Genomic DNA, 26,177 nt, shown 5'->3' on the forward strand with positions numbered 1-26,177 from the left:
ATGCAACTCAATTCCATCAAGCCCGCTGGCGGTGCCAAGCATGCCAAGCGCCGCGTTGGCCGTGGCATCGGTTCCGGTCTGGGCAAGACCGCTGGTCGCGGTCACAAGGGTCAGAAGTCGCGTGCCGGCGGCTACCACAAGGTTGGCTTCGAAGGCGGCCAGATGCCGCTGCAGCGTCGCTTGCCCAAGCGTGGTTTCAAGTCGGCCCTGCTGAAGTACAACGCTGAAATCACCCTGGGTGAACTGCAAGCGCTGGACCTTGCTGAAGTTGACCTGCTGGCACTCAAGCAGCGCGGCATGGTGGCCCAGATCGTGAAGAACGTGAAGGTCATCAAGTCGGGCGAGCTGAGCAAGAAGGTGGTCCTGAAGGGCATCGGCGCTACCGCCGGCGCCAAGGCCATCATCGAAGCCGCCGGCGGCGAGCTGGCCTGAAGTCTGACGGCAGATTAGGACACCCACGCCCGTGGCAACCTCACCGAATCAGCTGGCCAAGAATGGCAAGTTTGGCGACCTGCGTCGTCGACTGGTCTTCCTGCTGCTGGCGCTGGTCGTCTATCGCATTGGTGCGCACATTCCCGTGCCAGGCATCAACCCGCAGCAACTGCAGGCCTTGTTCCAGGGTCAGCAGGGCGGCATCCTGAACCTGTTCAACATGTTCTCGGGTGGCGCGCTGTCGCGGTTCACGGTGTTCGCGCTGGGCATCACGCCGTACATCTCGGCCTCGATCATCATGCAGCTCATGAGCTACGTGGTGCCGAGCCTGGAGGCGCTGAAGAAGGAAGGTGAATCGGGTCGTCGCAAGATCACCCAGTACACGCGCTACGGCACCCTGGTGCTGGCGATCTTCCAGTCCCTGGGCATTGCCCTTGCGCTGGAAGGCTCGCAAGGCCTGGTGCTGGATCCTGGCTTCGGCTTCCGCATCACCACCGTGTTCAGCCTGGTGGCCGGCACGATGTTCGTGATGTGGCTGGGCGAGCAGATCACCGAGCGTGGCCTGGGCAACGGGATCTCGATCCTGATCTTCGGCGGCATTGCTGCCGGCCTGCCCAATGCGATTGGTGGCCTGTTCGAACTGGTTCGCACCGGATCGATGAGCATCATTGCCTGCCTGTTCATCATTGCCATCGTCATTGCCGTGACGTTCGCCGTGGTGTTCGTGGAACGGGGCCAGCGCAAGATCCTGGTGAACTACGCCAAGCGTCAGGTCGGCAACAAGGTCTACGGCGGCCAGTCGTCACACCTGCCCTTGAAGCTGAACATGTCGGGCGTGATTCCGCCGATCTTTGCGTCGTCCATCATCCTGCTGCCGGCAACGGTGGTGGGCTGGTTTGCCACCGGCGAAGGCGTGCGCTGGCTGAAGGACATCTCGTCGGCGCTGTCACCGGGTCAACCGATCTATGTGATGCTGTTCGCCGCGATGATCGTGTTCTTCTGCTTCTTCTACACGGCACTGGTGTTCAACAGCCGCGAGACTGCTGACAACCTGAAGAAGAGCGGCGCGTTCATCCCTGGCATTCGCCCGGGTGAGCAGACCGCGAAGCACATCGACAAGATCCTCGCCAGGTTGACGCTGGCTGGCGCGATCTACATCACGCTGGTCTGCCTGCTGCCTGAGTTCCTGGTCCTGAAGTACAACGTTCCGTTCTACTTCGGTGGCACGTCCCTGTTGATCATCGTTGTCGTGACGATGGACTTCTGGGCCCAGGTGCAGTCGTATGTGATGAGCCAGCAGTATGAATCGCTGCTGAAGAAGGCGAACTTCAAGTCGAGCTGAGCTCGTCCTGAACTGGGTGCCGGGTACGAATTGAGTCGCGCTCATTTCGTGTTGAAACTGAAATGAGCGTTTGAGAAGGTCAAGGAGAAGATCATGAAAGTCGCAGCATCAGTCAAGAAGATGTGCCGCAATTGCAAGATCATCCGCCGCAATGGCGTGGTTCGCGTGATCTGCACCGACCCCCGCCACAAGCAGCGGCAAGGTTGAGTCGCGAGCGCTGACACGAAGCTAAGGAAGCACAATGGCACGTATTGCTGGTATCAACATTCCGCCGCAGAAGCACGCGGAAATCGGCCTGACCTACATCTACGGCATCGGCCGTACGACGGCGCAGAAGATCTGCGAAGCGGTCGGCATTCCCCTGTCCAAGAAGATCAAGGACCTGACCGATGGCGACCTGGAGAAGATCCGGGAAGAAGTCGGCAAGCTGACGATCGAGGGCGACCTGCGTCGCGAAACCTCGATCAACATCAAGCGCCTGATGGACCTGGGCTGCTACCGCGGTTTCCGCCATCGTCGCGGCCTGCCGATGCGCGGTCAGCGCACCCGCACCAACGCCCGCACCCGCAAGGGCCCGCGCAAGGGTGCCGCAGCGCTGAAGAAGTAAGCGCCGTCCGAAACATCTGAAGAGTACAAGACATGGCCAAGTCCCCTGCCAGCACCGCCGCTCGGCGCGTGAGCAAGAAGATCCGCAAGAACATCGCGGACGGCATTGCGCACGTGCACGCGTCGTTCAACAACACCATCATCACCATCACCGACCGTCAAGGCGGCGCGCTGTCGTGGGCGTCGTCAGGTGGCCAGGGCTTCAAGGGCTCGCGCAAGTCGACGCCGTTCGCTGCCCAGGTCGCTGCTGAAACGGCCGGCCGTGCTGCCCAGGAACAGGGCATCAAGAACCTGGACGTGCGGATCAAGGGCCCTGGCCCCGGCCGTGAATCGTCGGTTCGTGCGCTGGCTTCGCTGGGCATCCGGATCAACTCGATCTCGGACATCACCCCGATTCCGCACAACGGCTGCCGCCCGCAAAAGCGTCGCCGCATCTGAGTTGGCGCAGGGCGTCATGCCCTGCTACAATCGAGAGTTTCCCGAACGCCGGTGCGCGGAATGCTGAAAAGCCTTTCGCTCGCTGGCCGTTTGGGTTCCAGGGGTCTGCTTCGCGAATTGGATGGGTCTGCAGGTTTTGCAAGATCTGCCAGCGAGCGCGCAGGCACCGTAAGCCCACCGTCTGAGCGAATTCAAAGAATACCCGCCAGACTCGCGCGAGCCACGGTTTTTCGGCCGCATTCCGTCAGGAGTGTCACGCCGCAGGCCACGGGCGTCGCGTCAGACAACGACTGAAGGACACAAACGTGGCACGTTACCTCGGCCCCAAGGCGAAACTGTCTCGCCGCGAAGGCACCGACCTTTTCCTGAAGAGCGCTCGCCGCGCCATCAGCGACAAGGCCAAGTTCGACACCAAGCCCGGCCAGCACGGCCGTACCTCGGGTCAGCGCACCTCGGACTTCGGTCTGCAACTGCGTGAAAAGCAGAAGGTCAAGCGCATGTATGGCGTGCTGGAGCGTCAGTTCCGCCGCTACTTCGCTGAAGCCGACCGCCGCAAGGGCAGCACCGGTGCGAACCTGCTGACCATCCTGGAATCCCGCCTGGACAATGTGGTGTACCGCATGGGCTTCGGTTCGACCCGTGCTGAAGCGCGCCAACTGGTGTCGCACAAGGCGCTGACGGTCAACGGCATTGTCGTGAACATTCCGTCGTACCAGGTCAAGGCCGGCGACGTGGTGGCCATTCGCGAAAAGTCGAAGAAACAACTGCGTGTCACCGACTCGCTGAAGCTGGCCGAGTCGATCGGCCTGCCGGCATGGGTTGCGGTGGATGCCACCAAGCTCGAAGGCACCTTCAAGAAGGCGCCTGACCGCGACGAATTCGGCGCCGAGATCAACGAATCGTTGATCGTCGAACTGTATTCGCGCTGATCTGATTTCTTGCGCGCACGGCCCTGCCGGCGCGCAGCAGTCACCCCGCTGCGGCAAGCCGGTTCCGCTGCGGGTTTTTCGCTTTCCGGCGTGGTCCGTCAGCCTTATCGGTGTAACGAGCCGAGGGTATTGAGAGGAACTGGACTTACATGCAAACCAATCTGCTGAAACCCAAAGCCATCGTTGCGGAGCCGCTGGGCGGCCACCGCGCCAAAGTCACGCTCGAGCCGTTTGAGCGTGGTTATGGTCACACGCTCGGCAACGCGCTGCGTCGCGTGCTGCTGTCGTCGATGGTGGGTTACGCACCGACCGAGGTCACGATCGCTGGCGTGCTTCATGAGTACTCCACGGTCGATGGCGTCGCGGAAGATGTGGTGCACATCATGCTGAACCTCAAAGGCGTGGTGTTCCGTCTGCACAACCGTGACGAAGTGACCCTTGTCCTGCGCAAGGAAGGTGAAGGCCCCGTCACCGCGGCCGACATCCAGACCCCGCACGACGTCGAGATCGTCAACCCTGAGCACGTCATTGCCCACCTGGCCCACGGTGGCAAGCTGGACATGCAGATCAAGGTCGAGAAGGGCCGCGGCTATGTGCCCGGCAACATGCGCCGCTACGGCGATGAGCCGACGAAGTCGATCGGCCGCATCGTGCTGGACGCATCGTTCTCGCCGGTCCGGCGCGTCAGCTACGCGGTCGAAAACGCCCGCGTCGAGCAGCGCACCGACCTGGACAAGCTGGTGATGGAGATTGAGACCAACGGCGCCATCTCGCCCGAGGAAGCGATCCGAGCATCGGCCAAGATCCTGGTTGAGCAACTGGCCGTGTTCGCACAGCTGGACGCCGGCGAGATCGCCACCTTCGGCGAACAAGCGGCGAAGAGCTCGGCGGTGTTCGATCCGATCCTGCTGCGCCCGGTCGACGAGCTCGAACTGACTGTGCGTTCGGCCAACTGCCTGAAGGCCGAGAACATCTACTACATCGGCGACCTGATCCAGCGCACCGAAACCGAGCTGCTGAAGACGCCGAACCTGGGCCGCAAGTCCTTGAACGAAATCAAGGAAGTGCTGGCTTCGCGTGGCCTGACTCTGGGCGCCCGCCTGGAAAACTGGCCGCCCCAGGGCCTGGATAAGCGCTGATATTTTGAAGAATGGTGAGGTCATGATGCCCTCACCGGTGCCCCCGGCAGTACCTGATCCGGCTGCTGGCAATACTCTAGGAAAGGAAAAGCACCATGCGTCACCGTAACGGTCTCCGTAAACTCAACCGCACCAGCGAACACCGTGCAGCCATGCTGCGCAACATGTGCGTCTCGCTGCTGGAACACGAAGCGATCAAGACCACCGTGCCCAAGGCCAAGGAACTGCGTCGCGTCGTCGAGCCGCTGATCACGCTGGCCAAGGAAGCCACCGTGGCCAATCGCCGCCTGGCCTTCGCCCGCCTGCGCGACCGTGACATCGTCACCAAGCTGTTCAACGAGCTGGGCCCGCGTTACCAGACCCGTCCGGGCGGCTACACCCGCATCCTGAAGATGGGCTTCCGCGTTGGCGACAACGCGCCGATGGCCTATGTCGAGCTGGTCGACCGCCCCGACGCGCAAGCCGAAACGGCCGAAGCCGCGGCGTAAGCCATTCAGCGACGCGGCGGTTCACATCGCCCAGTCCTGAGAACAAGGGCCAGCATCTGCTGGCCTTTTTTCATGGCGCGGTCGCAAGGTGGATCTACCCTGCAACCGTGCCGATACCGCGCGGTGCGGCTGCAGGCGGATGCCACAAGCACCTGTCTGCACCTCGCTTCGTCGAAGCCCTCACACTTCGCCCATGATGTCGTCTTCGTTGCTTTTGCCCTCCCGTGCCGCACGCCCCGTGCCGCGCCGGTTGAACCTCTCCGTGCTGCCCTGGCTGGCGCTGTGCTTCGCACTGCTGCTGGTCAGCCTGATGCGCCCCGCCCACGCCGAACAGGAGTTCCTGGACCCGGCGCAGGCCTTTGTCGTCTCGGCGCAGGCAGCGGACGATCGCAGCGTCGGCCTGCTGTTCAAAGTGGCCTCCGGCTACTACCTGTACCGCGAGCACTTCCAGTTCGAGGCCGACGGCGCCACGCTGGGCGAGGCAGACCTGCCCAAGGGCAAGGTCAAGTTCGACCAGACTTTCCAGAAGAACGTCGAAACCTACCACGGTGACCTTTCGGTCAAGCTGCCGGTCAAGCAAGCCAGTGGCCCGTTCACGCTGCGCGTGGTCTACCAGGGTTGCGCTGAAGCCGGCCTTTGCTACCCGCCGCAAACCTTGACGCTGAAAGTCGCGCTGAAAGGCTTTGGTGGCGATGGCAGCGTGCAGGTCGTGCCGGATGTGGACGCCGTGCCGGATGCTGCCGGTGCCAACAGCTCCGCAGCACCTGACGCGAAGAAGGGCATCGACCTGCAGGCTGCGGCGACCGCAACGCCGGGTGCCGCGCCGGCAACATCGGCCGCGCTTGTGACTGCCGCCGCCGCGCCCGTCAGCGAAGGCAACCGCGTCCAGGCGCTGCTGCAAGGCGGCTCGCTCTGGGCCGTCTGGGGCGCCTTCTGGTTGATGGGTCTGCTGCTCGCCTTCACGCCTTGCGTGCTGCCGATGCTGCCCATCCTGTCGTCCATCATCGCCGGCGGTGGCGCGACCTCGCGGGCACGCGGCTTCGGCTTGGCGCTGGCCTATTCGCTGGGCATGGCGATGATCTACACCGCGCTGGGCGTGGCGGCGGGTTTGGCCGGCGAGGGCCTGGCCGCGGCGCTGCAAAAGCCGTGGGTGCTGGTTCTGTTCGGCTTGCTGCTGGCTGGTTTCTCGCTGTCGATGTTCGACGTGTACGAACTGCGCCTGCCCGGCGGCCTGGCTGGCAAGCTGGACGGCGCGTCGCGCAGCCTGCCGGGTGGCAAGCTGTTCGGCGTATTCCTGATGGGCGGCCTGTCGGCGCTGATCGTCAGCCCCTGCGTCACCGCGCCGCTGGCCGGCACGCTGCTGTTCCTGAGCCAGACGCACGACGTGCTGCTTGCCGGCTCGGCGCTGTTCGCGCTGGCGGTGGGCATGAGCACGCCGCTGCTGGTCCTCGGCGCTTCCGCCGGTGCTTGGCTGCCGCGCTCGGGTAGCTGGATGAACGTGGTCAAGCACTTCTTTGGTCTGCTGCTGCTGGCCGTGGCGCTGTGGATCGTGCAGCCGGTGCTGCCGCCGACGCTGGTGCTGGTGGGCTGGGCGGCCTTGTTGCTGGTTACAGGCTTCATGCTGCGGCCGTTCGACGCTAGTCCGCACAGCGCCGCGCCACGTGTCTGGCTGCAGCGCGCCGCGGGTGCGGCTGCGCTGGTCTACGGCGTGCTGCTGTTGATCGGCGCGGCCTCCGGCGGGCGCGATGCGTTGCAGCCGCTGGCCCACATCGTTTCAGGACGAGCAGCTGGCGCGGCTGAGCAGCCCGCCGAGGCGGGTCTGCCGTTCCAGCCCGTTCGCAGCGTGGCCGAGCTTGATCAGGCGTTGAAGACGGCTGGCCGCCCAGTGATGCTGGACTTCTATGCCGACTGGTGCGTGTCCTGCAAGGAGATGGAGCGTTTCACCTTCAGCGACGCGGCAGTGCGCGCCCGCCTCGCGGGTGCCTTGCTCCTCAAGGCTGATGTGACGGCCAACAGTGCCGACGACAAGGCGCTGCTCAAGCGCTTCCAGCTGTTCGGCCCGCCCGGCACGATCTTCTTCAACCCGCAAGGCGAGGAAATCGGCTCGGCGCGACTGGTCGGTTTCCAGTCGGCGCGGGACTTTGAGAAAACGCTGCAGGGAGCTGGACTCTGAGCCCAATTTCGTTATAGAATGCTAGCTTCAGTCGCGGGGTGGAGCAGTCTGGTAGCTCGTTGGGCTCATAACCCAAAGGTCGCAGGTTCAAATCCTGCCCCCGCAACCAAAATTTCAGGATCTTGGTTCGCTGCGCGACACGCCTTCTGGGGCTGCGCAGCAAAGCCAAATAGATCGACAGGCGCCGTTACCAGGCGGTGCTTGTGTTCAGTTCAGTCGCGGGGTGGAGCAGCCTGGTAGCTCGTTGGGCTCATAACCCAAAGGTCGCAGGTTCAAATCCTGCCCCCGCAACCACTTTTGGAGACCCGCCCATTGCCTGCAAGCGCAGGCGATCGGCGGGTTTCGCCGTTTCAGCCCACGTTCCTTCGTAGTCACGCACAATGGTGATTGGGCCAAGCAACTCGGCGATCAGTGCGCGCGTGCGTTCAAGATCATCCGAAAGTAGCACGTCGCGAAGTTGCAGCAGCATGCGGCGTTAGGTGGCGGTCACATCGCCTGCGAGCTCCACCGCGCTTGGCACCGTCTTCGCAGCCACCTCGGCGGGCAGCGCACGAAGCTAATCCTCAGCAGCCTGAACCGATGGCTCAAGGCCGGCAAGACGCCCACCGCAACTGCTGCAGCTTGTCCCCTATGCGGGCAAGTTTCGGGAGCGTCTTGTGCCAGTGACGGATACACTCCGGCCCCAATAGCGATTTTTGTGGGAAGACATGGCCTCCAGACAGTCAAGATCGACTTTGCGTCTCAGCTTGAAGCCTGATGTGGTACCGCGCTTGGCCGCGTTGGCGTCAATCTCTGACGAGGATTTTGCAGATCTTGTGCAGAGCATGGAGAAGCTCACTGCGCTCGTTTCGATCAATGAATCGATAAGCGAACTTACGTCGCGTTTGACTCAGTGCTCTGCCGACGAAGCGACTCAGATTCTCCATGCGGTGATGCCGTTGTATTTCGCCTACATATCGGACGGATACACCCCTGCAGAGGTTGTCGCCGGAGTTGAGGATGGACTGGCTTCGTACCGTGGGCGTGAGCTTCTCAAGACGAAGAAGAGTATCTCTTTGCTCAAGAGCCGGCTTTTGTCTTTGCTAGGTAATCGACGAATTGCAATGAGGGCAAAGGCAACGGGGCTCGTGTTTGAGCGCCCATTGGTTTTGCAAGAGGCTCGAATAATTTCGGATATCCGCCCGATCTTCGCCTCGGACAAGGTCTCGAACGTCGATGCCTATTCGATCATTCAGACTTTGATATTGGATTGCTTTGAAAACGGTGAAGATAAAAAATTTCACATCGCTATTGATGCGGAAGATATCGAGCAGCTTGCAGATATTCTGAATCGTGCTAGAGACAAGGAGAAGGCCTTGTCTAAGATGCTTGAGGCGACTGGGGTTACAAAAATTGAAATTAAATAAGGGGGAATATCGTGGATGACTATAGTTCTGGCGGTGCCCACGATTTCGGAATTGGCTATGTAAGCTATCGTCCCGATGTGCCAATGTTGCGCAAGCAGAAGACTTCGGCCCCCGGGGCTTCACAGTTCAAGCGGCAGAAACGTGTAGAAGTCTTCGAGGCGCCAGCGGACTCTAGGTGGGTTAGTAAGGCGATTTCGCGAAATATTGGGGTGGAGTTTCAAAAGCTAGCTGCCTCGCTGTTTGAACGCCAACAATATAGCTCTCTCTTGGCTGATCTGCATCACAGCGAGGAATACCTGAAGGTGATTTCCTTGGGCCCCAAAGTCGTGCCTCATATGCTGAGGGATTTGCAAATGAACGGCAACCCCTGGTATCTCGCTCTCAGGGTTTTGACCGGGGAGCGTGTCGGGCAAGATTTGCCAGAAGGTAATCTCCGTGAACTCGCGGCCGCCTGGATCCAATGGGGGACGAAACAGGGGATGTTGTGACTGAGAAGTACTCAAGTCCGAGTGATCTATCGAGGGTATTTCCTAATCTAAAGAAGAATAAGAAGAGTCTGGAGGTAACCAGTCCAATCGACCAATTTTATAACTGTGTCGCTTGGGCTATGGAGGATGATCAAAAGTGGTGGGAGCCTTCGCCTGTCAATTTTCCACTAACGTATTGGCCCGTTGCTCGCGAGGGTTACGCGATTGAGAAATACGAGTTGATGCTCGCTTCTCAGGGCTACGTTAAATGTAATGATGGAACGCACGTCGAGGGCAAGACCAAAGTGGTGCTGTACGTTGGAGATGGCGGTGTGTTCACTCATATCGCCCGTCAGACACTCAGCCCGAAGCCCGGTTGGAGTTCGAAGTGCGGCAAAGTCAGCGACGTATGGCATGCGAGCCCCGAGACACTCGAAGGTCCAACCTATGGCCGCGTGTGGGGCTACTTCGAGCGGTAGTTCAAGAACCTAGGGGCATGGTCGAGTCAGACGACGCACGTTAAGCGGATCAGTCTGTTGCTCAAGTTGCGTGCCCCCCGCAACCAAGGGCCTTGAAAGGGCCTGCATCGCTGATTCGATGCAGGCCTTTTTCGCTGGCTGCGCGGGTTGCCGAGAAGGCTGCCCGCAAGCGTCAAAAAGTTGGGCGGTCTCGTTAGAGGTCGCCCCTTCTTGCGTCAGGCCGCGAGGGCCAGCGCCGCTTCAGGTGCAGCGGCGTAATGCGCGTGCTGCATCGAGAACGAGGCGCGCCCTGCGGTCAGCGCTCGCAACTGGCTGATGTAGCCGAACATGGCCTGCAGCGGCGCTTGCGCCTGCACTGCTACGGCGGTCACCCCGCGTGCCTCCTGCCCCAGCACCGTGCCGCGCCGGCGGTGCAGATCACCGATCACGTCGCCCAGATGGTCCAGTGGCGTCAGCACTTCGACGGCCATCACCGGCTCCAGCAACTGCGGATCGGCCTTGGCCATCGCCTCGCGGAAGGCCGCGGCCGCCGCCAGCTCGAAGGCCAGGGCCGACGAGTCGCGCACGTGAGCGCGGCCGTCCACCAGCGTGGCGCTGAAGTCCACCACCGGCATGCCGGCGAGCACGCCTGACAGCGCCGCGCGGCGAATGCCTTGCTCAACGGCCGGGATGAACTCGCGCGGGATCGCGCCGCCCACCACCTGCTGCTCGAAGCGGAAGCCTTCGCCGCGCGCCAGCGGCACAAAGCGCAGCGTCAGCTCGGCAAACTGGCCCGGGCCGCCGCTCTGCTTGCGGTGCAGGTGATGCGCTTCCACTTCGCGCGTGATGGTCTCGCGATAGGCCACTTGCGGCCGACCAACCGAGACGTTCACGCCATGCCGGCTGCGCAGCGTTTCCACCGCCACTTCCAGCTGCAACTCGCCCATGCCGGACAGGATGGTCTGACCCGACTCGGCGTCCTGCCGCACGCGCAGACTGGGGTCCTCGCGCTGCAGGATCTGCAGTGCGCGCAGCAGGCCCTGGCTGTCGGCCTGGCATTGCGGTTCCAGTGCCAGGTCGATGACAGGCTCGGCCACGTCGATGGACTCCAGTTGCAGCGCATGTGCCCGGTCGCTCAGCGTGTGGCCGGTCAACGTGTCCTTCAGGCCCACGATGCCGGCGATGTCGCCGGCCACCAGTTCGTCCTTCTCCACGCGCTGATCGGCATGCACCTCGTACAAGCGCGAGACACGCTCGCTGCGGCCGGTGCTGCTGTTGAAGACCATGTCGCCACGCCGCAGCCGGCCGCGGTACAGCCGCACAAAGACCATCGTGCCGTGATCGTCCGTCGCCACCTTGAACGCGAGCGCTGCGAGCGGCCCTTGCGGATCGGCTTCGGGCTGTTCGGCCAGGGCTTCGCCCGGTCGCGGCAGATAGTCCACAACGGCATCCAGCAAGGGCTCGACCCCGCGGTTGCGGAAGGCCGAGCCAGCCAGCACCGGCACCAGGGCATTGCACAGCGTTGCGCGCCGCAGGCCGGCCCGAAGGTCCGCCAGCGGCAGCTCGTCGCCTTGCAGCCAGGCAGCCAGCAGCGCATCGTCATGCTCGACGATGGCTTCGATCAGCTTCGCGCGTTGGCGCGCGGCCTCCTGCAACAGATTGACCGGGATCTCGGCATCGCGCGGCGGCTGGCTTGCATCGTCGCGGTCCCACAGCAGCGCCCGCATCGTCAGCAGGTCCACCACGCCGCGGAAATCGCCTTCCGTGCCGATCGGCAACTGCAGCGGCAGCGCGCGCACGCCCAGGCGCGTGGCCATCATCTCGACCACGCGCGCAAAGTCTGCGCCGGTGCGGTCGAGCTTGTTGACAAACGCGATGCGCGGCACGCGGTACTGGTCCGCCAGGCGCCAGTTGGTCTCCGTCTGCGGCTCCACGCCGGCCACGCCGTCGAACACCACGACTGCGCCATCGAGCACGCGCAGCGAGCGCTTGACCTCGATGTTGAAGTCGATGTGGCCCGGCGTGTCGATCAGGTTGATCTGCGTGCCGTGCCAGTGCACGGTGACCGCCGCGCTGTGGATGGTGATGCCGCGCTGGCGCTCCTGCGGATCGAAGTCCATGCGCGTGTTGCCGGCGTCCACTGTGCCGATGCGGTGGTGCTCGCCGGTGTAGAACAGGATGCGTTCGGTGGTCGTGGTCTTGCCTGCGTCCACGTGGGCGATGACGCCGATGTTGCGGAGGTTCCTGAAGGTGGTGTTCATGACAATGCTTTCCGGCCCGTGCGCAATGCTGCGCGGACGGACCGCCGGGTGACTGGTGCGCCAGCCCGGCAATGAAGACATTGCCAACTGGGCTAGCGCGAGAGGAGGAAGAAGCTGCTGCAGCCGAAGCGCAGGCGCGGCGAAACGAAGCCCACGCTCCGGCGGGCGGGAATCGTCGCAATCAGCTTGTCGTAGGTGCGCATGGCAGGAGTGAGAGAAGAAAAATCAGGCCCGGAAAACAAAACAACCCGGGAGGACGGGGCCTGCCGGGTCGTGTCTTGGGCACACGGAAGGCAGGGCGCCTTCCGTACGCGATCCAGTCGCTGTCAGAGGGCGAGCAAGGCGGCAGTGGGGGCTGCCTGGATGGCGTGAGTAATCTTCATGATGGCCAGATTGTCTGCCGGCGCTGAAAGCCTTGCAAGCCGTGAGGTCGCGTTCACGCGACGTCGCCGCCTTCGGCCTGCAAGTTGTCGTGCACGCGCCGCATCAGGCTCAGCAGCTGAGCCTGCTCGGCGGCTGACAGCCCGGTCACGGCCTGGCGGCCAAGGGTGCGGCCTTGCGCATCGAGACTTTCCATCAGCGCTTCGGCGGCAGGCGTCAGGCGCAGGTGCTGGTGGCGGCGGTCCTGCGGATCGGCTTCGGCCGCCAGCAGGCCGCGGTCGCGCAGGCCCTTGATCATGCGAGCCAGCTGGGCCTTGTCGCGGCCGCTGTGCTGTGCCAGGTCGCTCTGCGTGCTGCCCGGCCGCCTGCCGAAAAAGCCCAGCACCTTGCTCTCCAGGTGGGTCAGCTTCGACAGGGCTTCGCTGTCGCGCAGCGCCTGGTACTGGGCCGAGCGCAGCTGGTGCATCACAGTGTGCACCAGCTCCATCAGCTCTTCGCCGAGAGCCTCTTTCGGGCTTGCGGTGCTCAAAGCCTTTTGGTTGACATTGTCAATTGATTTGCGCATGATGGATGACATTGTCAATCAATTCAAACCGCCTGACCATGCGCACTGATGTTGCCGATCCGAATCCATCCGCCAAGCGCGTGCAGCGTGTGCGGCATGAGCTGAAATTCCGCGAGCTGGAAGTGGTGCGTGTTTCTGACATCACGCCGCACATGCGCGCCGTGGTGTTCAAGGGGCCGCTGGAGGACTTCACCAGCCCGGCCTTCGACGACCACATCAAGCTGTTCATCGCCCAGGCCAACGGCGAAGAAGCCCGGCGCGACTACACGCCTCGCTTCGACGCCGCAAGTGGCGAGCTGACGCTGGAATTCGCGCTGCATGGCGACGGCCCAGCCGCCACCTGGGCTGAGCAGGCCGCCGTGGGCCAGCACGTGCGCATCGGCGGCCCGCGGGGCTCTTTCCTGGTGCCGGTGGACTACGCCTGGCATTTGCTGGTGGGCGACGAAACCGCGCTGCCGGCGATCTGCCGCCGCCTTGAAGAACTGCCAGCCGGCACCCGCGTGACGGTGATCGGCCAGGTGCCCGAAGCCGACCGCCGGCCGCTGAGCAGCGCGGCGCAGCTGGACGTGCAATGGGTGGACGATGCTGAGGCCTGCTTGGCTGCCATCCGCGCGTGGGCGCTGCCGGCTGGCGAAGGCTACGTGTGGGGCGGCGGCGAAGGCGGCCTCATGGCCGAACTGCGCCGCTTGCTGGTCGACGAAAAAGGCCACGACAAGCACGCGATCCGCGCGGCCGCGTACTGGCACGCCGGCCATGGCGCGGATGCGCCGCCGGCCGAGGCCTGAGCGCCGTTCAGCGCCCGAAGCGCAGCAGCCGCAGCCCGTTGCCGACCACCAGCAGGCTGGCGCCCATGTCAGCGAACACCGCCATCCACATGGTCGCCTGGCCGGCCACTGCCAGCGCCAGGAACACCGCCTTGATGCCCAGCGCCAGCGCGATGTTCTGACACAGCACGGCATGCGTGCGGCGCGACAGCCGCAGCATCTCGGGCACGCGCCGCAGGTCGTCGTTCATGATGACCACGTCGGCCGCCTCGATGGCGACGTCCGTGCCGGCGCCGCCCATCGCAAAGCCCAGGCTGGCACGGGCCAGGGCCGGCGCGTCGTTGATGCCGTCGCCGACCATTGCCACCGGCCCCTGTGCCTGCAAGGCTTCGATCGCCTTCAACTTGTCCTCGGGCAGCAAGGGGGCGCGCACGTCCTGAATGCCGACACCCGCGGCAATGGCCTGCGCCGTGGCCGCGTTGTCGCCGCTCAGCATCACCGGCGTCACCCCCAGCGCCTTCAGCTCGGCCACGGCTTCGGCCGCATGGGCTTTGACCGTGTCGGCCACCGCCAGCAGGGCGCGCACTGTCCGTGCATCGGCCAGCAGCGTGACGCTGCGGCCGGCTTGTTCGTGGGCCTGCATCGCGGCCTCGACGGCCGGTGTCAGCAGGCCCGCTTCCCGCATCCAGCGCGCATTGCCAAGCCGCAGCGTTTGACCTGCGATGCTGGCTTGCACGCCACGCCCCGGCGCGGCGCTGAAGCCTTCCACTTCGGCCGTGCTGGCCTGCGCCAGGCCGGCGGCAATGGCGCGGGAGACCGGATGGTCCGAGCGCGCCGCCAGGCTGCGGGCCCAGCCCAGCACCACAGCCTCGTCACTGCCAAACACCTGTTGCGCGACCAGCTTCGGCTCGCCGCGTGTCAGCGTGCCGGTCTTGTCCAGCGCCACGCTGCGCAGCAGCCGGGCCTGCTCCAGGTGCACGCCACCCTTGATCAGGATGCCGCGCCGCGCGGCGGCGGCCAGGCCGCTGACGACGGTGACCGGCGTGGAGATCACCAGCGCGCATGGGCAGGCGATGACCAGCAGCACCAGCGCCTTGTAGGCTGCCTGCAGCCAGGGCGTGTCCAGCAGCAGTGGCATGCCCAGCGCGACGGCCGCGGCAATGGCGAACACGGCGGGCGTGTAGACCGCCGCAAGCCGGTCGACCAGGCGCTGGGTTGGCGCGCGCTGGCCCTGGGCGTGTTCAACCGCGCGGATGATGCGGGCCAGCAGCGTGTCGGTCGCCGGCTGGGTGCTGCGGATCTCCAGTGCGCTGCCCTGGTTCACGGTGCCGGCGAAGACGGTGTCGCCCGGCGCCTTGTCCACCGGCACGCTTTCGCCGGTGATGGCGGCCTGGTCCACCGCGCCCTGGCCGCTCAGCACCACGCCGTCCAGCGGCAGGCGCTCGCCCGGCTTCACGCGCAGCACCGCGCCAATGGCGACCTGGGCCAGCGCCCGACGTTGCCAGCTGCCATCGGGCTGGCGCACCTCGGCTTCTTCGGGGGTGAGCGCCATCAGGTTCTGGATCGCGCCGCGGGCCCGGTCCACCGCCCGCGCCTCGATCAGCTCGGCCAGTGAATACAGCGCCATCACCATCGCCGCCTCGGGCCAGGCGCCAATCGCAAACGCGCCCAGCACTGCCACCGTCATCAGTGCGCTGATGTTCAGCTGCAGCCGGCGCCAGGCGGCCAGGCCCTTGCGCAGCACGCTGAAGCCCGCCAGCGCAATGGCCAAGGCGGCCAGGCCCATGCCCAGCGCCTGCAGGATGGGCGTGGCGGGTGCGAGCAGGTCCAGCAACTCGGCGCCGGCCGCAATCACCAATGCGGCGACCAGGCGCAGCGTCTCGCGCCGCAGGGCCTGTCGGCCGGTGTCGGCAGGCAATGGGGCGGACAGGGTTTCGGTGGCGAAGCCCGCGGCCTGGATGGCAGAGACCACGCCGGGCCAGGCCTCGGCCGGAACTGAGATCGCCAGCGCCCGCGCCGGCAGGTCGAACTTCAGCTGCTCGATGGCGCCAAACGTGGCCAGCGCCGCGCGGATCTGGTTTTCCTCGACGGGGCAATCCATGTCCGGGATGCGCAGCAGCAACTGACCCGGCGCGGCGGCGGTGGCTGCTCGCAAAGGCGCTGCTTCGTGGGCGCAGCAGCCACCACAGGACGCGGCGGGCGCTGGCGCGTGATCGTGGTCGTGGTCGTGGTCGTGCGGCCGGGCGGTGTGGGTGGACATGGCGGTTTCCAGAGCGTTGGCCGGATTGGAAAGCCTGTAGCCACTCCAGAGTCAAGCCGCTGCCGCCAGCAGGGAGAAGCGGCCTGGCTGCCTAGAATTGCCGCACCCAGACTTGAGGGTCACGAAGATGAAGATTGGCGTTCTGGCCGAGGCGGCTGCCACGCCGGTGGAGACCATCCGCTACTACGAGCGGCAAGGGCTGCTGCCGGCGCCTGCGCGCACCGAGGGCAATTTCCGGGTCTACCTGCCGGAGCATCTGGCGCGGCTGCAGTTCATTCGCCACTGCCGCGGGCTGGACATGTCGCTGGACGAGGTGCGGCAGTTGCTGCGCTTCAAGGACGCGCCCGGCGGCGACTGCCATGACGTGAACCAGCTGCTGGACGCGCACATCGGCCATGTCAGCCAGCGCATCCGCGAGCTGCGCCAACTGGAAAAGCAGCTGAAGGCCTTGCGCGAGCAGTGCAGCGGTGCTTCGGCGGCGGCGCAGTGCGGCATCCTGTCCGGGCTGGAATCGGCCGCGCGCGAAGTGGCACCTGTGCAGGGCAACAAGGCCGGCGGCCACCTGCGGGCGGTGCATGGTGGACCGGCCCATGCAGCCCATGTCCACGAGCCGGTGCAGGCCATCCAGGCGGGCTTGAACCTGTCGTCGGGGCAAGGGTCCTAGCGGGTCCTACAATCGGCGGTTGCCGTGCGCCCCGGGTCTTCGAGCAAGACTCTGGTCGGTGCCGCGGGCCTTTTGCGTGGCCGCCTCGCGGCGACCACACTCTCCCACAAGGAATTCACGTGTCGATCTCTTCTGTTTCTCTTGCCCAGGCCGCTGGCGGCATGTCCGGTCTGGTCCAGTTCCTGCCGATGGTCGGCATTTTCGTGGTGATGTACTTCATCATGATCCGGCCACAGATGAAGCGCCAGAAGGAGCTGAAGGCCATGATCGAGGCGCTGGCCAAGGGCGATGAAGTCGTCATCGGCGGCGGGCTGCTGGGCCGCATCAGCAAGGTCTCTGAAAGCATCCTGTTTGTCGAGATCGCCAAGGATGTGGAAGTCCAGGTGCAGCGCCACACCGTCGTGCAGGTGCTGCCCAAGGGTTCGATGAAATAAGCTGCGCCGCTGGCGTCCGCCTTTTCGTTTCTTTGCCTTCTGAATCCGGTCGGCCCGCCTTGGCGGGCCGTCGTCACATGGCGCGGGCTGTGTCCCAGCCCGCGAACTGCCCATGAATCGCTACCCTCTGTGGAAATACGTGCTGCTGGCGTTCGCGCTGGTCATCGGCCTGGTCTACACGCTGCCCAACCTGTTCGGCCAGTCGCCAGCGGTGCAGGTTTCCAGCGGCAAGGTCGTTGTCAAGGTCGACGGCTCGCTGGTTGGCCGGGTGCAGCAGGCGCTGGACGCCGCCGGGCTGAAGCCCGACTACGTGCAGCTGGAAGGCAACTCGGTGCGCGCGCGCCTGGCCGACACGGATGCGCAGCTCAAGGCCAAGGACGTGATCGGCAAGGCGCTGAACGCCGATCCGGCTGATCCGTCGTACATCGTTGCGCTGAACCTGGTGTCGCGCTCGCCGCAGTGGCTGGCGAGCCTGCATGCGCTGCCGATGAACCTGGGCCTGGACCTGCAGGGGGGCGTGCACTTCCTGATGCAGGTCGACATGAAGGCGGCGCTGACCAAGAAGGCCGAATCGCTGACCGGTGACATCCGCACGCTGCTGCGCGACAAGAATGTGCGCCATTCCGGCATCTCGCGCGATGGCAACACGGTCACCGTCAACTTCCGCGACGAGGCCACCCGCAGCACCGCGCTGGGCCTGCTGAGCGACAGCCTGCCCGATGTGCAGTGGACGCCACAGGCCGGCGCGAATGGTGACCTGTCGCTGAGCGGCGCGCTCAAGCCCGCCGAGGCCATCAAGGTGCAGCAGGCTGCGCTCAAGCAGAACATCACCACGCTGCACAACCGGGTCAACGAACTCGGCGTGGCCGAGCCGGTGATCCAGCAGCAGGGGCTGGACCGGGTCGTCGTGCAACTGCCTGGCGTGCAGGACACCGCCAAGGCCAAGGACATCATCGGCCGCACCGCGACGCTGGAACTGCGCATGGTCGACGACAGCGCCGAAGCCGCTGCGGCGGCCACCGGCAGCGGGCCGGTGCCGTTTGGCACCGAGCGCTACGTCGAGCGTGGGGGGCGCCCGCTGATCGTCAAGCGCCAGGTCATCCTCACCGGCGACAACCTGGCCGACGCGCAACCCGGCTTCGACGACCACCAGCAGCCGGCCGTGCACCTGAAGGTCGATGCCAAGGGCACGCGCATCATGCGCGACATCTCGCGCGACAACGTCGGCAAGCGCATGGCCATCCTGCTGTTCGAGAAGGGCAAGGGCGAGGTCATCACCGCGCCGGTGATCCGCGGCGAGCTGGGTGCCAGCTTCCAGATCTCGGGCAGCATGACAACCCAGGAAGCCACCGACACCGCGCTGCTGCTGCGCGCTGGCTCGCTGGCCGCGCCGATGGAAATCATCGAAGAACGCACCATCGGCCCCAGCCTGGGCGCCGACAACATTGCCAAGGGCTTCCACAGCCTGACCTATGGCTTCGCGGCGATCGCCGTGTTCATGTGCCTGTACTACCTGCTGTTCGGCGTGTTCTCCACGCTGGCCTTGGCCTTCAACCTGCTGATGCTGGTGGCCATGCTGTCGATGATGCAGGCCACGCTGACGCTGCCCGGCATTGCCGCCATTGCGCTGGCGCTGGGCATGGCCATCGACGCCAACGTGCTGATCAACGAGCGGGTGCGCGAGGAATTGCGCAATGGCAGCTCGCCGCAGGCGGCGATCCACGCCGGCTACGAGCGTGCGTTTGCCACCATCCTGGACTCCAACATCACGACGCTGATCGCCGGCGTTGCGCTGCTGGCCTTCGGTTCCGGCCCGGTGCGCGGCTTTGCGGTGGTGCACTGCCTGGGCATCGTGACCTCGATGTTCTCCGCGGTGATGTTCTCGCGTGGCCTGGTGAACCTCTGGTACGGCCGCCAGAAGAAGCTCAAGTCGGTTTCCATCGGCCAGATCTGGCGCCCGGCGGGTGCCGCTGGCGCCTCGACATCGACCGAGGTCCAACCCTCCGACGCCAGCTGACAGGCTTCTGCCGCAGCCCCGCAAGCAACGTTCTCCCAGAGGTTCTGCCATGGAATTCTTCCGTATCCGGCGCGACATCCCGTTCATGCGGCATGCGCTGGTGTTCAACGCTATCTCGGCGCTGACCTTCGTCGCCGCCGTGTTCTTCCTGGTCACGCGCGGCCTGCACTTCTCCAACGAGTTCACCGGCGGCACAGTGCTGGAGGTGGCCTACACCCAGGCCGCCGACCTGGCCCGCACCCGCGAGGTGGTCGAGAAGATGGGTTTTGGCGAAGTGCAGGTGCAGAATTTCGGCACCTCGCATGACGTGATGATCCGCCTGCCGGTCAGCAAGACCACCAAGGCTGCCGACATGGCCAGCAACGTGTTTGCCGAGCTGTGCCACGCTGAATCCGGCCAGGTGGCTGACCGCCAATACACCACGCCACAAGGCGAGCAGGTGAGCCGCAAGGCTTGCGAAGTGGCCGGTGCCGAGCCGCTGAAGCTCTCGCGCACCGAGTTCGTCGGCCCGTCGGTCGGCGAAGAGCTGGCCTGGGACGGCGGCAAGGCGCTGATCTTCGTCGTGCTGGGCATCATGGCCTATCTTGCGATCCGCTTCGAGTGGAAGTTCGCGGTCGCCGCGATCATCGCCAACCTGCACGACGTGGTCATCATCCTGGGCTTCTTCGCCTTCTTCCAGTGGGAGTTCTCGCTCTCGGTGCTGGCGGCGGTGCTGGCGGTGCTGGGCTACTCGGTGAACGAGTCGGTGGTCATCTTCGACCGGATCCGCGAGGCCTTCCGCAAGTACCGCAAGATGAGCACCCACGAGGTGATCGACCACGCGATCACGTCGACGATGAGCCGCACCATCATCACCCACGGTTGTACCGAAATGATGGTGCTGTCGATGCTGGTGTTTGGTGGCCCCACGCTGCACTACTTCGCGATTGCGCTGACCATCGGCATCCTGTTCGGCATCTATTCGTCGGTGTTCGTCGCCGCGGCCATTGCGATGTGGCTGGGCGTCAAGCGAGAGGACTTGATCAAGTTCTCGGCGGCCAAGGAAGGTGATCCGAACGATCCGAACAGCGGAGCGGTGGTGTAGAGTGGAAAGTCCACTCGAACAGATACGGATTCATGCCTGACGCAGTTGCCGGCGCCCCCACGATAGACCAGGCCCGGCATTTCTTTGCCGACCAGGTCTTGAAGGACTTGCAGCCGCTGCGTGAGGCTGCGATCGCCGAGGCGCATGTGCTGCTGGACCAGACTGCCGAGCGCGCGGTGATGCAGCTGCGCCAGGACACGCTGCAGGACCTGATGCGCAATGGCAGCCAGTGGTTGCCGCTGGTCGCCAGCACGCTTCGCGCCAAGCTCTTGCCGGAAGCACCGCACACCACGCTGGCCGAGTTCGCTGGCGCCTTTGCTGGCGGCGGCGGGCTGCAACTGGTCGACGACGCGACCATCCAGCGCAACATCCTGATCTCCCGGCTCACGCTGGCCGTGCTGGACCGCACGACCTGGGAATTTGCCGACCTGCGCGCGCGGCTGACCGATCTGTCCGGCCAGAGCGACCTGGACGACGACGACCTGTTCCGCCCGCAAGTCGTGGCGCGCGGCATGCTGAAGGCCTGGCTGGAAGCCGGGCTGACGCTGGAGAGCTGGCGCATGCTGGAGAACGTGCTGCACAAGGCCTGTTCCGAGCACGTCGAAAAAGCCTTTCACGCGACCAATCAGTGGTTGATTGAACGTGGCGTGCTGCCCCGCGTCGACCTGCGACCCTTCATCCGCCGCTCCGACGGCACCAGCACCAGCCCCACGCCGCTGGACACCACCAGCGGCGCACCTTCCACCACGTCCGGACCCAGCACCCAGTCCGACAGCTCCGGCTGGAGCGAACCCCAGCCACTGGGCCCCAACATCAGCCGGGTCATGCCGGCTTCGCTGTCGCAAGGTAGCGGCCAGGGCGGCCAGCACCCATCCGGCCAGCGTGCCCAGGGTGGCCAGCCGCAAGGCGGCGCGGTGGCGCGCGGCGGTGCGGGTGGACCCGGTTTGTCCATGCGGCCACAGGCTGCGGGCTATCGAACCGGTGTTGCCGGCGCCCCTGGCCAGGATGGGCCCGGCGGCGAAATGGCCGAAGGACAGGGCGGGCAGGGCGGCTGGACCACCGGTCCGGGTGGTGCGACCCCACCGGGTGCGGGCGGCATTGCAACCGGCCCTGGCGGGCCGGGCGGCCCCGGGCGCGCGGGCGGCGGTGTCGGCGGCATCGGGGGTTACAGCACCGGTTACCACACGGGTGCCTCCACCGGCATGAGCGGCGGGCTGGACGACGAAACCCGCATGATGACTCGCCAGGCCGGTGGCGGGGCGTTGCAGCGCGCTGAAGCCGTGCTGGGCCAGTTCAGCGACATCCTTGAGCGCCACCTGCCCGGTTTCCGAGACCAGGCGCCCGGCCGTGGCCCGTCGCAGCAGCTGTCACAAGCCATGGCCCAGGCGCAGATCCGCGTGGTGGCCCAGGTCGAGGCGCAGCAGGCGGCTGGCGGTGTGGGTCCCAGCGGCGAATTGCTGGCCTCGCCGGCCCAACTTGTGGCCGAGCTTCGTGAGCGCCAGCAGACGCTCAAGCAGGCCGCGGCCACGCCGGAAGAGCGGGCCACGGTCGAGTTGGTGGCGCTGCTGTTCCAGAGCATCCTGACCGACGAGCGCATTCCCGCGCTGCTGCGCATCTGGTTTGCCCGGCTGCAGATGCCGGTGCTGCGGGTGGCGCTGGCCGAACCCGATTTCTTCTCCGGTGCCGACCACCCGGCGCGCCGGCTGATCGACCGCCTGGGCGCCTGCGTGATGGGTTTCGAGGGCGATGCGGAGGTCATCGGCACGCCGCTGGAAGCCGAGATCCGCCGCGTGGTGCAGGTCGTCGAGGCTTTCCCCGACACGGGCCGGCGTGTGTTCCAGGCCGTGCTGAGCGAATTCGAGAAATTCCTGGAGCGCTATTTCAGCGAGCGCAACGATGCGACCAAGGCCGGCGTGTCGCTGGCGCAGCAGATCGAGCAACGCGAGACGCTGGCGATCCAGTACACGATCGAGTTGCGCAAGATGCTCAACGAGCTGCCGGTGCAGGAGGGCGTGCGCGACTTCCTGTTCCACATCTGGGCCGACGTGCTGGCGACCACCGCGGTGCGGCACGGCCCGCACAGCCACGAGGTGAAGACGGTGCGCGACGCTGCAGCCGACCTGATGTGGGCGGCGGGCTCCAAGACCACGCGCGAGGAACGCGCCGAGGTCATTCGCCGGCTGCCACCGCTGCTGGGCGTGATCCGGCGTGGCATGAACGCCGCGGGCCTGGATGCGCGCAAGCAGGAAGATGCCGTCAAGGCACTGAATCTGGCCCTCACGGCGGCCTTCAGCGCACGCGCCACGTCAGTCAGCCCGGAACAGCTCGAACACCTGAAGCAGCGGCTGGCGACGATCGAGGAACTGATGCCGGACGACGATCTCGAGCTGGACGATTCCTGGGTGCTGGACGAGGCCAACCACCGCAACGAGGGGCTTGAAATCGTCTCCGAAGGCGGCTCGATGCCTGGGCCGTCGATGCTGGCCGCTGCGGCGCAACTGCAGCCGGGCAGCGCCTACACGCTGGAGTTGCGTGGCCGCCGCGAAACGGTTCGGCTGTCGTGGCAGGGCATGCACAAGCAGCTGTCTTTGTTTGTCGGTTCGCAAGGGCGTTGCGTGTTGTTCCAGAAAACCCGGCTGGCGGCTTTCCTGCAGGCGGGCTTGCTGGTGCCGGTGCAGGACGAGTCGCTGACGATTTCGGCGACGCGCGACGCGCTGCGCAAGCTCAGTGCCGATCCCTCTCGCCTGATGGCCGACGCGTGAAACCTGCCGCCTGAAAGCACCAAAGCCCGGCATGCCGGGCTTTGTCTTGTGTAGGTTCGTGGGGCCGGGGTCAGTGGATCAGCCGGTCTTCCGGCGCGACGAAGAGTTCGTCCAGGATCAGCGCGTCGGGTTCTTCGCCCTGGCTCCAGAACACCATCAGCACGATGATCTTCAGGTCATCCAGCGTCAGCGGGCTGCCGACGGCGGTGGCCCGATCGATCACGCGTTCACGCATGGGCGGTGGCAAAACCCCCGCCGATTCCAGAAAACTGATGAATCCCACCGATTCATCACCCAGCAAGTCCAGTTCGCGCGGCAGGTAGACCCGCAGGCTTTGCGGACTTTGCGGCGCACTTTGGGTGCTGTCGGCAGTGGCGGCCAGGCCATCCAGCCAGCTCAAAGCTTCCTGGATCTCGTCGGACTCGAACCCGACAGCCGACAGCTTTCGCGTCAACTGGTCGTGATCCGGGCAGGCATCGGGCCGCCAGTAGTTTTCGTACAGGTAGACCAGAACATCGAACATGAACTGACTATACCTGTTTGCGCTTGACACACTGGTGCAAAGAAGCCGGCCTGCCAGCCGGGTGTTTGGCGCACCGCGTGGGGCCTGTTTCAGGTCGTCGCGCGGCGCTGCAGCAGCCCGCCGGGCAGCCGCACGACCAGGCCGTCCAGCTCCAGCTCGAGCAGCCTGGCCAGCAGCCGGTCGGCAGGCCAACCGGTGCGGGCGACCAGTGCGTCCACCGTCGCTGCCTCGTGCCCCATGGCAGTCAGCAGCGGGTCTTCCTTGTCAGGCCGAGGCGCTGGGGCCTGCGCTTTGGGCTTGGGCGTCTGCGGATTCCAGGCGACTGCACCCGTGGTGCGCACCGGGTGCGCGCTGCCGCGACGCACGCGCGGCCGGCTGCCTTCGGGCGGCGGTGTCGGCGCGGCCCAGCCCAGTAGTTCGAGCAACTCCTGCGGCGACTCGATCAACGCCGCACCATCCTTGATCAGCTGATGGCAACCGCGCGACTGGGCCGAACCGATGGCGCCGGGCAGGGCCATGACTTCGCGGCCGGCATCCAGTGCCAGCTTGGCGGTGATCAGCGAGCCGGAATGCAGCGTGGCCTCGACCACCAGCGTGCCCTGGGCCAGTCCGGCAATGATGCGGTTGCGGCGCGGGAAATTGGCCGGCAGCGACGGCGTGCCCAGCGCAAACTCGCTGAGGATCAGGCCTTGTTCGGCGATCTTGCGCGCCAGCGCCAGGTGGCGGCGCGGGTACATCAGGTCCAGCCCGGTGCCCACCACTGCGATGGTGCCGCCCATGCCGTCCAGCGCGCCTTCGTGCGCCGCACCGTCAATGCCCAGCGCGAGGCCGGAGACCACGCAGATGCCGGCCTTGCTGGCGGTGTCGGCGAAGCGGCGTGCGTGTTCCAAGCCGTGCGGCGTGGCGTCCCGGCTGCCCACGATGGCCAGCGCCGGGTATTGCAGCCGGTCCAGGTCACCCACGGCGTACAGCAGCGCTGGCGGGTCGACGGTCTGCAGCAGCGGTGCCGGATAAACGGGGTCGCCCAGCGTCAGCAAATGGCGCTGGCCCGGCGCCTCGGCCAGCCAGGCCAGCGTGCGGTCGACCAGTGCCAGTGTGTCGCCATTGGGCGCGGACAGGGCCTGGGCGCAAGCCGCGCCGGCCACTTCATGCCAGGCGCTGCGAGGCGCTGCCAGCACGGCCTGTGGCGAGCCAAACGCGGACAGCAGGCGGCGAACCGATTCACCGCCAGCGCCCGGCGTGTGCACCAGCAGCAGCCAGGCTCGGGCTTCAGCCTCGGGCAGCTTCGTGGTGCTCATGGCGGCGGAGCCGGCGCTGCGGGCGCGCGCATCGCGGCAGGCCAGTGCGGCCTGTCGTTGCGGGCTCAGGGCTGGGTGAACTTGTCGCCAGAGTGCACGGGATCCTGCACTTGCAGGATCAGCGCGTAGGACACGCGCTCGAAGACGCGGAAGACGAACAGCAGGCCGTGGCGCTCGTCGGGCAACACCAGCATCTTGCTCTTGTCGGTCGGGTCCGGGCGCCGGGTGCCGGCGCGCCAAAGCGCCAGCACATGGCCGCGCTCGACGCCATCGCGCAGGCCGCGGTTCAGCGACACGATCTGGTTCTGGCCGGCGTTCAGGCCATCCCCATAGACGGCAATGATCCTGCCCTTCAGGCCATTGGACGGGGCGTGCGGTGCAAACGGGCTGGTGTCGCGCGGGGGCAGCGGCGCCAGGTGGTCGCCGACATTGGCTTCTTCGCGCAGCGTGTTGATGCGGAAGACCGATGGCGCGATCTCGTCGGCGCTGGTGAGCGAGCTCACATCGGGCTTGGCGATCAGCTCTGCGGTGCCGACATGGCGAGCCTCGAAGCCCAGGATCTCGCCGGTTTCTGGATCGGTCAGCGGCTTGGGTTCGCGGAACAGCTGCCAGTTGCGGGCGGCATCCACGTCACCCTTGACATAGGCGGTTTCACCGCGCGAAAGCAGCACGCGGCCTTCCTGGGTGGCAACGATTTGCGGCGACAGTTCCAACTGGTTGGTCTCGAAGACCACCGCGTCGTTCAGGAACGGGCCGATCAGGTGCATGGGCACCGAGGAGATCGCGTCGGTGATCAGCGGCTCGGAACGCACCCGCGGCGACAGCTTTTCCTCGTTGCCCACCGGGCGGCCCAGCGTCAGCCGCGCGCGGCCATTGGACTTGTCCAGGAACAGCACCTGACCCGGGTAGATGAGGTGCGGGTTGTGGATCTGCTCCATGTTCATGCCCCAGAGCTCGGGCCAGCGCCACGGGCTCTTCAGGAACAGCTTGGAGATGTCCCAGAGCGTGTCGCCCTTCTTGATGGTGTAGCTGTCAGGCGCATTGGGCGACAGCTCGGACAGCGGCACACCGGCCTGGGCCACCTGCTGCGCAGTGCTGCGCTGGCCTGGGGTGATGGGGTAGTCCACCGCAAAGGCGCCCGAGGCAGTCAGTGAGCCGGCCAGGGCGAAGAACAATGGGGGCAGGCAGTGGAATGACAGACGGCTCATGGATGGAGACTCCCGGACGATGAGCCGGAAATTTGTGACAGTGCAACAATTCCGGTTGACGGCGGCCGGGCGCTGGAA

24 protein-coding genes and 2 tRNA genes are annotated in these 26,177 nt (G+C 65.4%); 20 read left to right on the forward strand and 6 right to left on the reverse strand.

Features of this window, described 5'->3' with window-relative positions; genetic code table 11:
• The 14 genes from rplO (at position 1) to LRH25_RS33335 (ending at position 9,899) form a co-directional block, all read left to right on the forward strand.
• Entirely contained in the window at positions 1–432 is a 432-nt protein-coding gene (rplO, locus tag LRH25_RS01435; protein ID WP_141285602.1) for a 50S ribosomal protein L15, read from the forward strand.
• Between the two features lie 31 nt (positions 433–463).
• Positions 464–1,774 (forward strand): preprotein translocase subunit SecY, encoded by a 1,311-nt coding sequence (gene secY / locus LRH25_RS01440; protein WP_141285600.1) that lies wholly within the window; start codon positions 464–466, stop codon positions 1,772–1,774.
• Between the two features lie 93 nt (positions 1,775–1,867).
• Positions 1,868–1,981 carry a 50S ribosomal protein L36 gene (rpmJ, locus tag LRH25_RS01445; protein WP_028997278.1) on the forward strand — a complete coding sequence of 38 codons (114 nt, stop codon included), beginning with the start codon at positions 1,868–1,870 and terminating at the stop codon, positions 1,979–1,981.
• Between the two features lie 34 nt (positions 1,982–2,015).
• Complete coding sequence (gene rpsM, locus LRH25_RS01450) at positions 2,016–2,381, forward strand: 30S ribosomal protein S13 (RefSeq protein WP_141285598.1); 366 nt, start codon at positions 2,016–2,018, stop codon at positions 2,379–2,381.
• A gap of 32 nt (positions 2,382–2,413) precedes the next feature.
• Entirely contained in the window at positions 2,414–2,818 is a 405-nt protein-coding gene (gene rpsK / locus LRH25_RS01455) for a 30S ribosomal protein S11 (protein ID WP_141285596.1), read from the forward strand.
• Positions 2,819–3,123: 305 nt separating this feature from the next.
• Complete coding sequence (gene rpsD, locus LRH25_RS01460) at positions 3,124–3,747, forward strand: 30S ribosomal protein S4 (protein WP_141285594.1); 624 nt, start codon at positions 3,124–3,126, stop codon at positions 3,745–3,747.
• 149 nt (positions 3,748–3,896) lie between these two features.
• Positions 3,897–4,886 carry a DNA-directed RNA polymerase subunit alpha gene (locus LRH25_RS01465; protein ID WP_141285592.1) on the forward strand — a complete coding sequence of 330 codons (990 nt, stop codon included), beginning with the start codon at positions 3,897–3,899 and terminating at the stop codon, positions 4,884–4,886.
• A gap of 95 nt (positions 4,887–4,981) precedes the next feature.
• Complete coding sequence (rplQ, locus tag LRH25_RS01470; protein ID WP_141285590.1) at positions 4,982–5,374, forward strand: 50S ribosomal protein L17; 393 nt, start codon at positions 4,982–4,984, stop codon at positions 5,372–5,374.
• Between the two features lie 193 nt (positions 5,375–5,567).
• Complete coding sequence (gene dsbD, locus LRH25_RS01475; protein WP_231010052.1) at positions 5,568–7,547, forward strand: protein-disulfide reductase DsbD; 1,980 nt, start codon at positions 5,568–5,570, stop codon at positions 7,545–7,547.
• A gap of 32 nt (positions 7,548–7,579) precedes the next feature.
• A tRNA-Met gene (locus LRH25_RS01480) sits at positions 7,580–7,656 on the forward strand.
• Positions 7,657–7,764: 108 nt separating this feature from the next.
• A tRNA-Met gene (locus LRH25_RS01485) sits at positions 7,765–7,841 on the forward strand.
• A 452-nt stretch (positions 7,842–8,293) separates the two neighbouring features.
• The gene (locus LRH25_RS01490) at positions 8,294–8,953 is read left to right on the forward strand and encodes a hypothetical protein (protein WP_141285588.1); all 660 of its coding nucleotides are present in this window, start codon (positions 8,294–8,296) and stop codon (positions 8,951–8,953) included.
• An 11-nt stretch (positions 8,954–8,964) separates the two neighbouring features.
• On the forward strand, positions 8,965–9,441 hold the full coding sequence (locus LRH25_RS01495; RefSeq protein WP_141285586.1) for a hypothetical protein: 477 nt from the start codon (positions 8,965–8,967) through the stop codon (positions 9,439–9,441).
• Positions 9,414–9,899, forward strand: a complete 486-nt coding sequence (locus tag LRH25_RS33335; protein WP_425551818.1) for a DUF7689 domain-containing protein — start codon at positions 9,414–9,416, stop codon at positions 9,897–9,899. Before LRH25_RS01495 ends, LRH25_RS33335 begins: the two co-directional genes overlap by 28 nt.
• Before the next feature lie 215 nt (positions 9,900–10,114).
• Here LRH25_RS33335 and fusA read toward each other — a convergent pair whose 3' ends face one another.
• Positions 10,115–12,139, reverse strand: a complete 2,025-nt coding sequence (fusA, locus tag LRH25_RS01500) for an elongation factor G (RefSeq protein WP_141285584.1) — start codon at positions 12,137–12,139, stop codon at positions 10,115–10,117.
• Between the two features lie 436 nt (positions 12,140–12,575).
• Positions 12,576–13,049: a MarR family winged helix-turn-helix transcriptional regulator gene (locus LRH25_RS01505; RefSeq protein WP_231010053.1), complete on the reverse strand. Its 474-nt coding sequence runs from the start codon at positions 13,047–13,049 to the stop codon at positions 12,576–12,578.
• Between the two features lie 74 nt (positions 13,050–13,123).
• Between LRH25_RS01505 and LRH25_RS01510 the strand changes: the two genes are divergently transcribed.
• Positions 13,124–13,870 (forward strand): siderophore-interacting protein, encoded by a 747-nt coding sequence (locus tag LRH25_RS01510; RefSeq protein WP_231010054.1) that lies wholly within the window; start codon positions 13,124–13,126, stop codon positions 13,868–13,870.
• 7 nt (positions 13,871–13,877) lie between these two features.
• On the opposite strand, the gene LRH25_RS01515 is transcribed toward LRH25_RS01510, so the two are convergent.
• Complete coding sequence (locus LRH25_RS01515) at positions 13,878–16,109, reverse strand: heavy metal translocating P-type ATPase (RefSeq protein WP_231010055.1); 2,232 nt, start codon at positions 16,107–16,109, stop codon at positions 13,878–13,880.
• Positions 16,110–16,236: 127 nt separating this feature from the next.
• Here LRH25_RS01515 and cadR point away from each other — a divergent pair, with 127 nt between their 5' ends.
• The 5 genes from cadR (at position 16,237) to LRH25_RS01540 (ending at position 23,070) form a co-directional block, all read left to right on the forward strand.
• The gene (cadR, locus tag LRH25_RS01520) at positions 16,237–16,773 is read left to right on the forward strand and encodes a Cd(II)/Pb(II)-responsive transcriptional regulator (RefSeq protein ID WP_141289269.1); all 537 of its coding nucleotides are present in this window, start codon (positions 16,237–16,239) and stop codon (positions 16,771–16,773) included.
• 161 nt (positions 16,774–16,934) lie between these two features.
• On the forward strand, positions 16,935–17,207 hold the full coding sequence (gene yajC / locus LRH25_RS01525) for a preprotein translocase subunit YajC (protein WP_141289271.1): 273 nt from the start codon (positions 16,935–16,937) through the stop codon (positions 17,205–17,207).
• 112 nt (positions 17,208–17,319) lie between these two features.
• Positions 17,320–19,224, forward strand: a complete 1,905-nt coding sequence (gene secD / locus LRH25_RS01530) for a protein translocase subunit SecD (RefSeq protein WP_141289268.1) — start codon at positions 17,320–17,322, stop codon at positions 19,222–19,224.
• A 49-nt stretch (positions 19,225–19,273) separates the two neighbouring features.
• Positions 19,274–20,308 (forward strand): protein translocase subunit SecF, encoded by a 1,035-nt coding sequence (gene secF, locus LRH25_RS01535; protein ID WP_141289267.1) that lies wholly within the window; start codon positions 19,274–19,276, stop codon positions 20,306–20,308.
• Positions 20,309–20,340: 32 nt separating this feature from the next.
• Entirely contained in the window at positions 20,341–23,070 is a 2,730-nt protein-coding gene (locus LRH25_RS01540; RefSeq protein ID WP_231010056.1) for a DUF1631 family protein, read from the forward strand.
• A gap of 70 nt (positions 23,071–23,140) precedes the next feature.
• On the opposite strand, the gene LRH25_RS01545 is transcribed toward LRH25_RS01540, so the two are convergent.
• From LRH25_RS01545 to LRH25_RS01555, 3 genes are all read right to left on the reverse strand, one after another.
• Entirely contained in the window at positions 23,141–23,593 is a 453-nt protein-coding gene (locus LRH25_RS01545) for a Smg family protein (RefSeq protein WP_141291160.1), read from the reverse strand.
• An 89-nt stretch (positions 23,594–23,682) separates the two neighbouring features.
• Complete coding sequence (gene dprA / locus LRH25_RS01550; RefSeq protein WP_231010057.1) at positions 23,683–24,891, reverse strand: DNA-processing protein DprA; 1,209 nt, start codon at positions 24,889–24,891, stop codon at positions 23,683–23,685.
• Between the two features lie 65 nt (positions 24,892–24,956).
• The gene (locus LRH25_RS01555) at positions 24,957–26,099 is read right to left on the reverse strand and encodes a LysM peptidoglycan-binding domain-containing protein (protein WP_141288121.1); all 1,143 of its coding nucleotides are present in this window, start codon (positions 26,097–26,099) and stop codon (positions 24,957–24,959) included.
• Positions 26,100–26,177: the final 78 nt, after the last annotated feature.

Origin of the sequence: Ideonella azotifigens (assembly GCF_021043325.1) — a bacterium.
Lineage (GTDB): Bacteria > Pseudomonadota > Gammaproteobacteria > Burkholderiales > Burkholderiaceae_C > Ideonella > Ideonella azotifigens.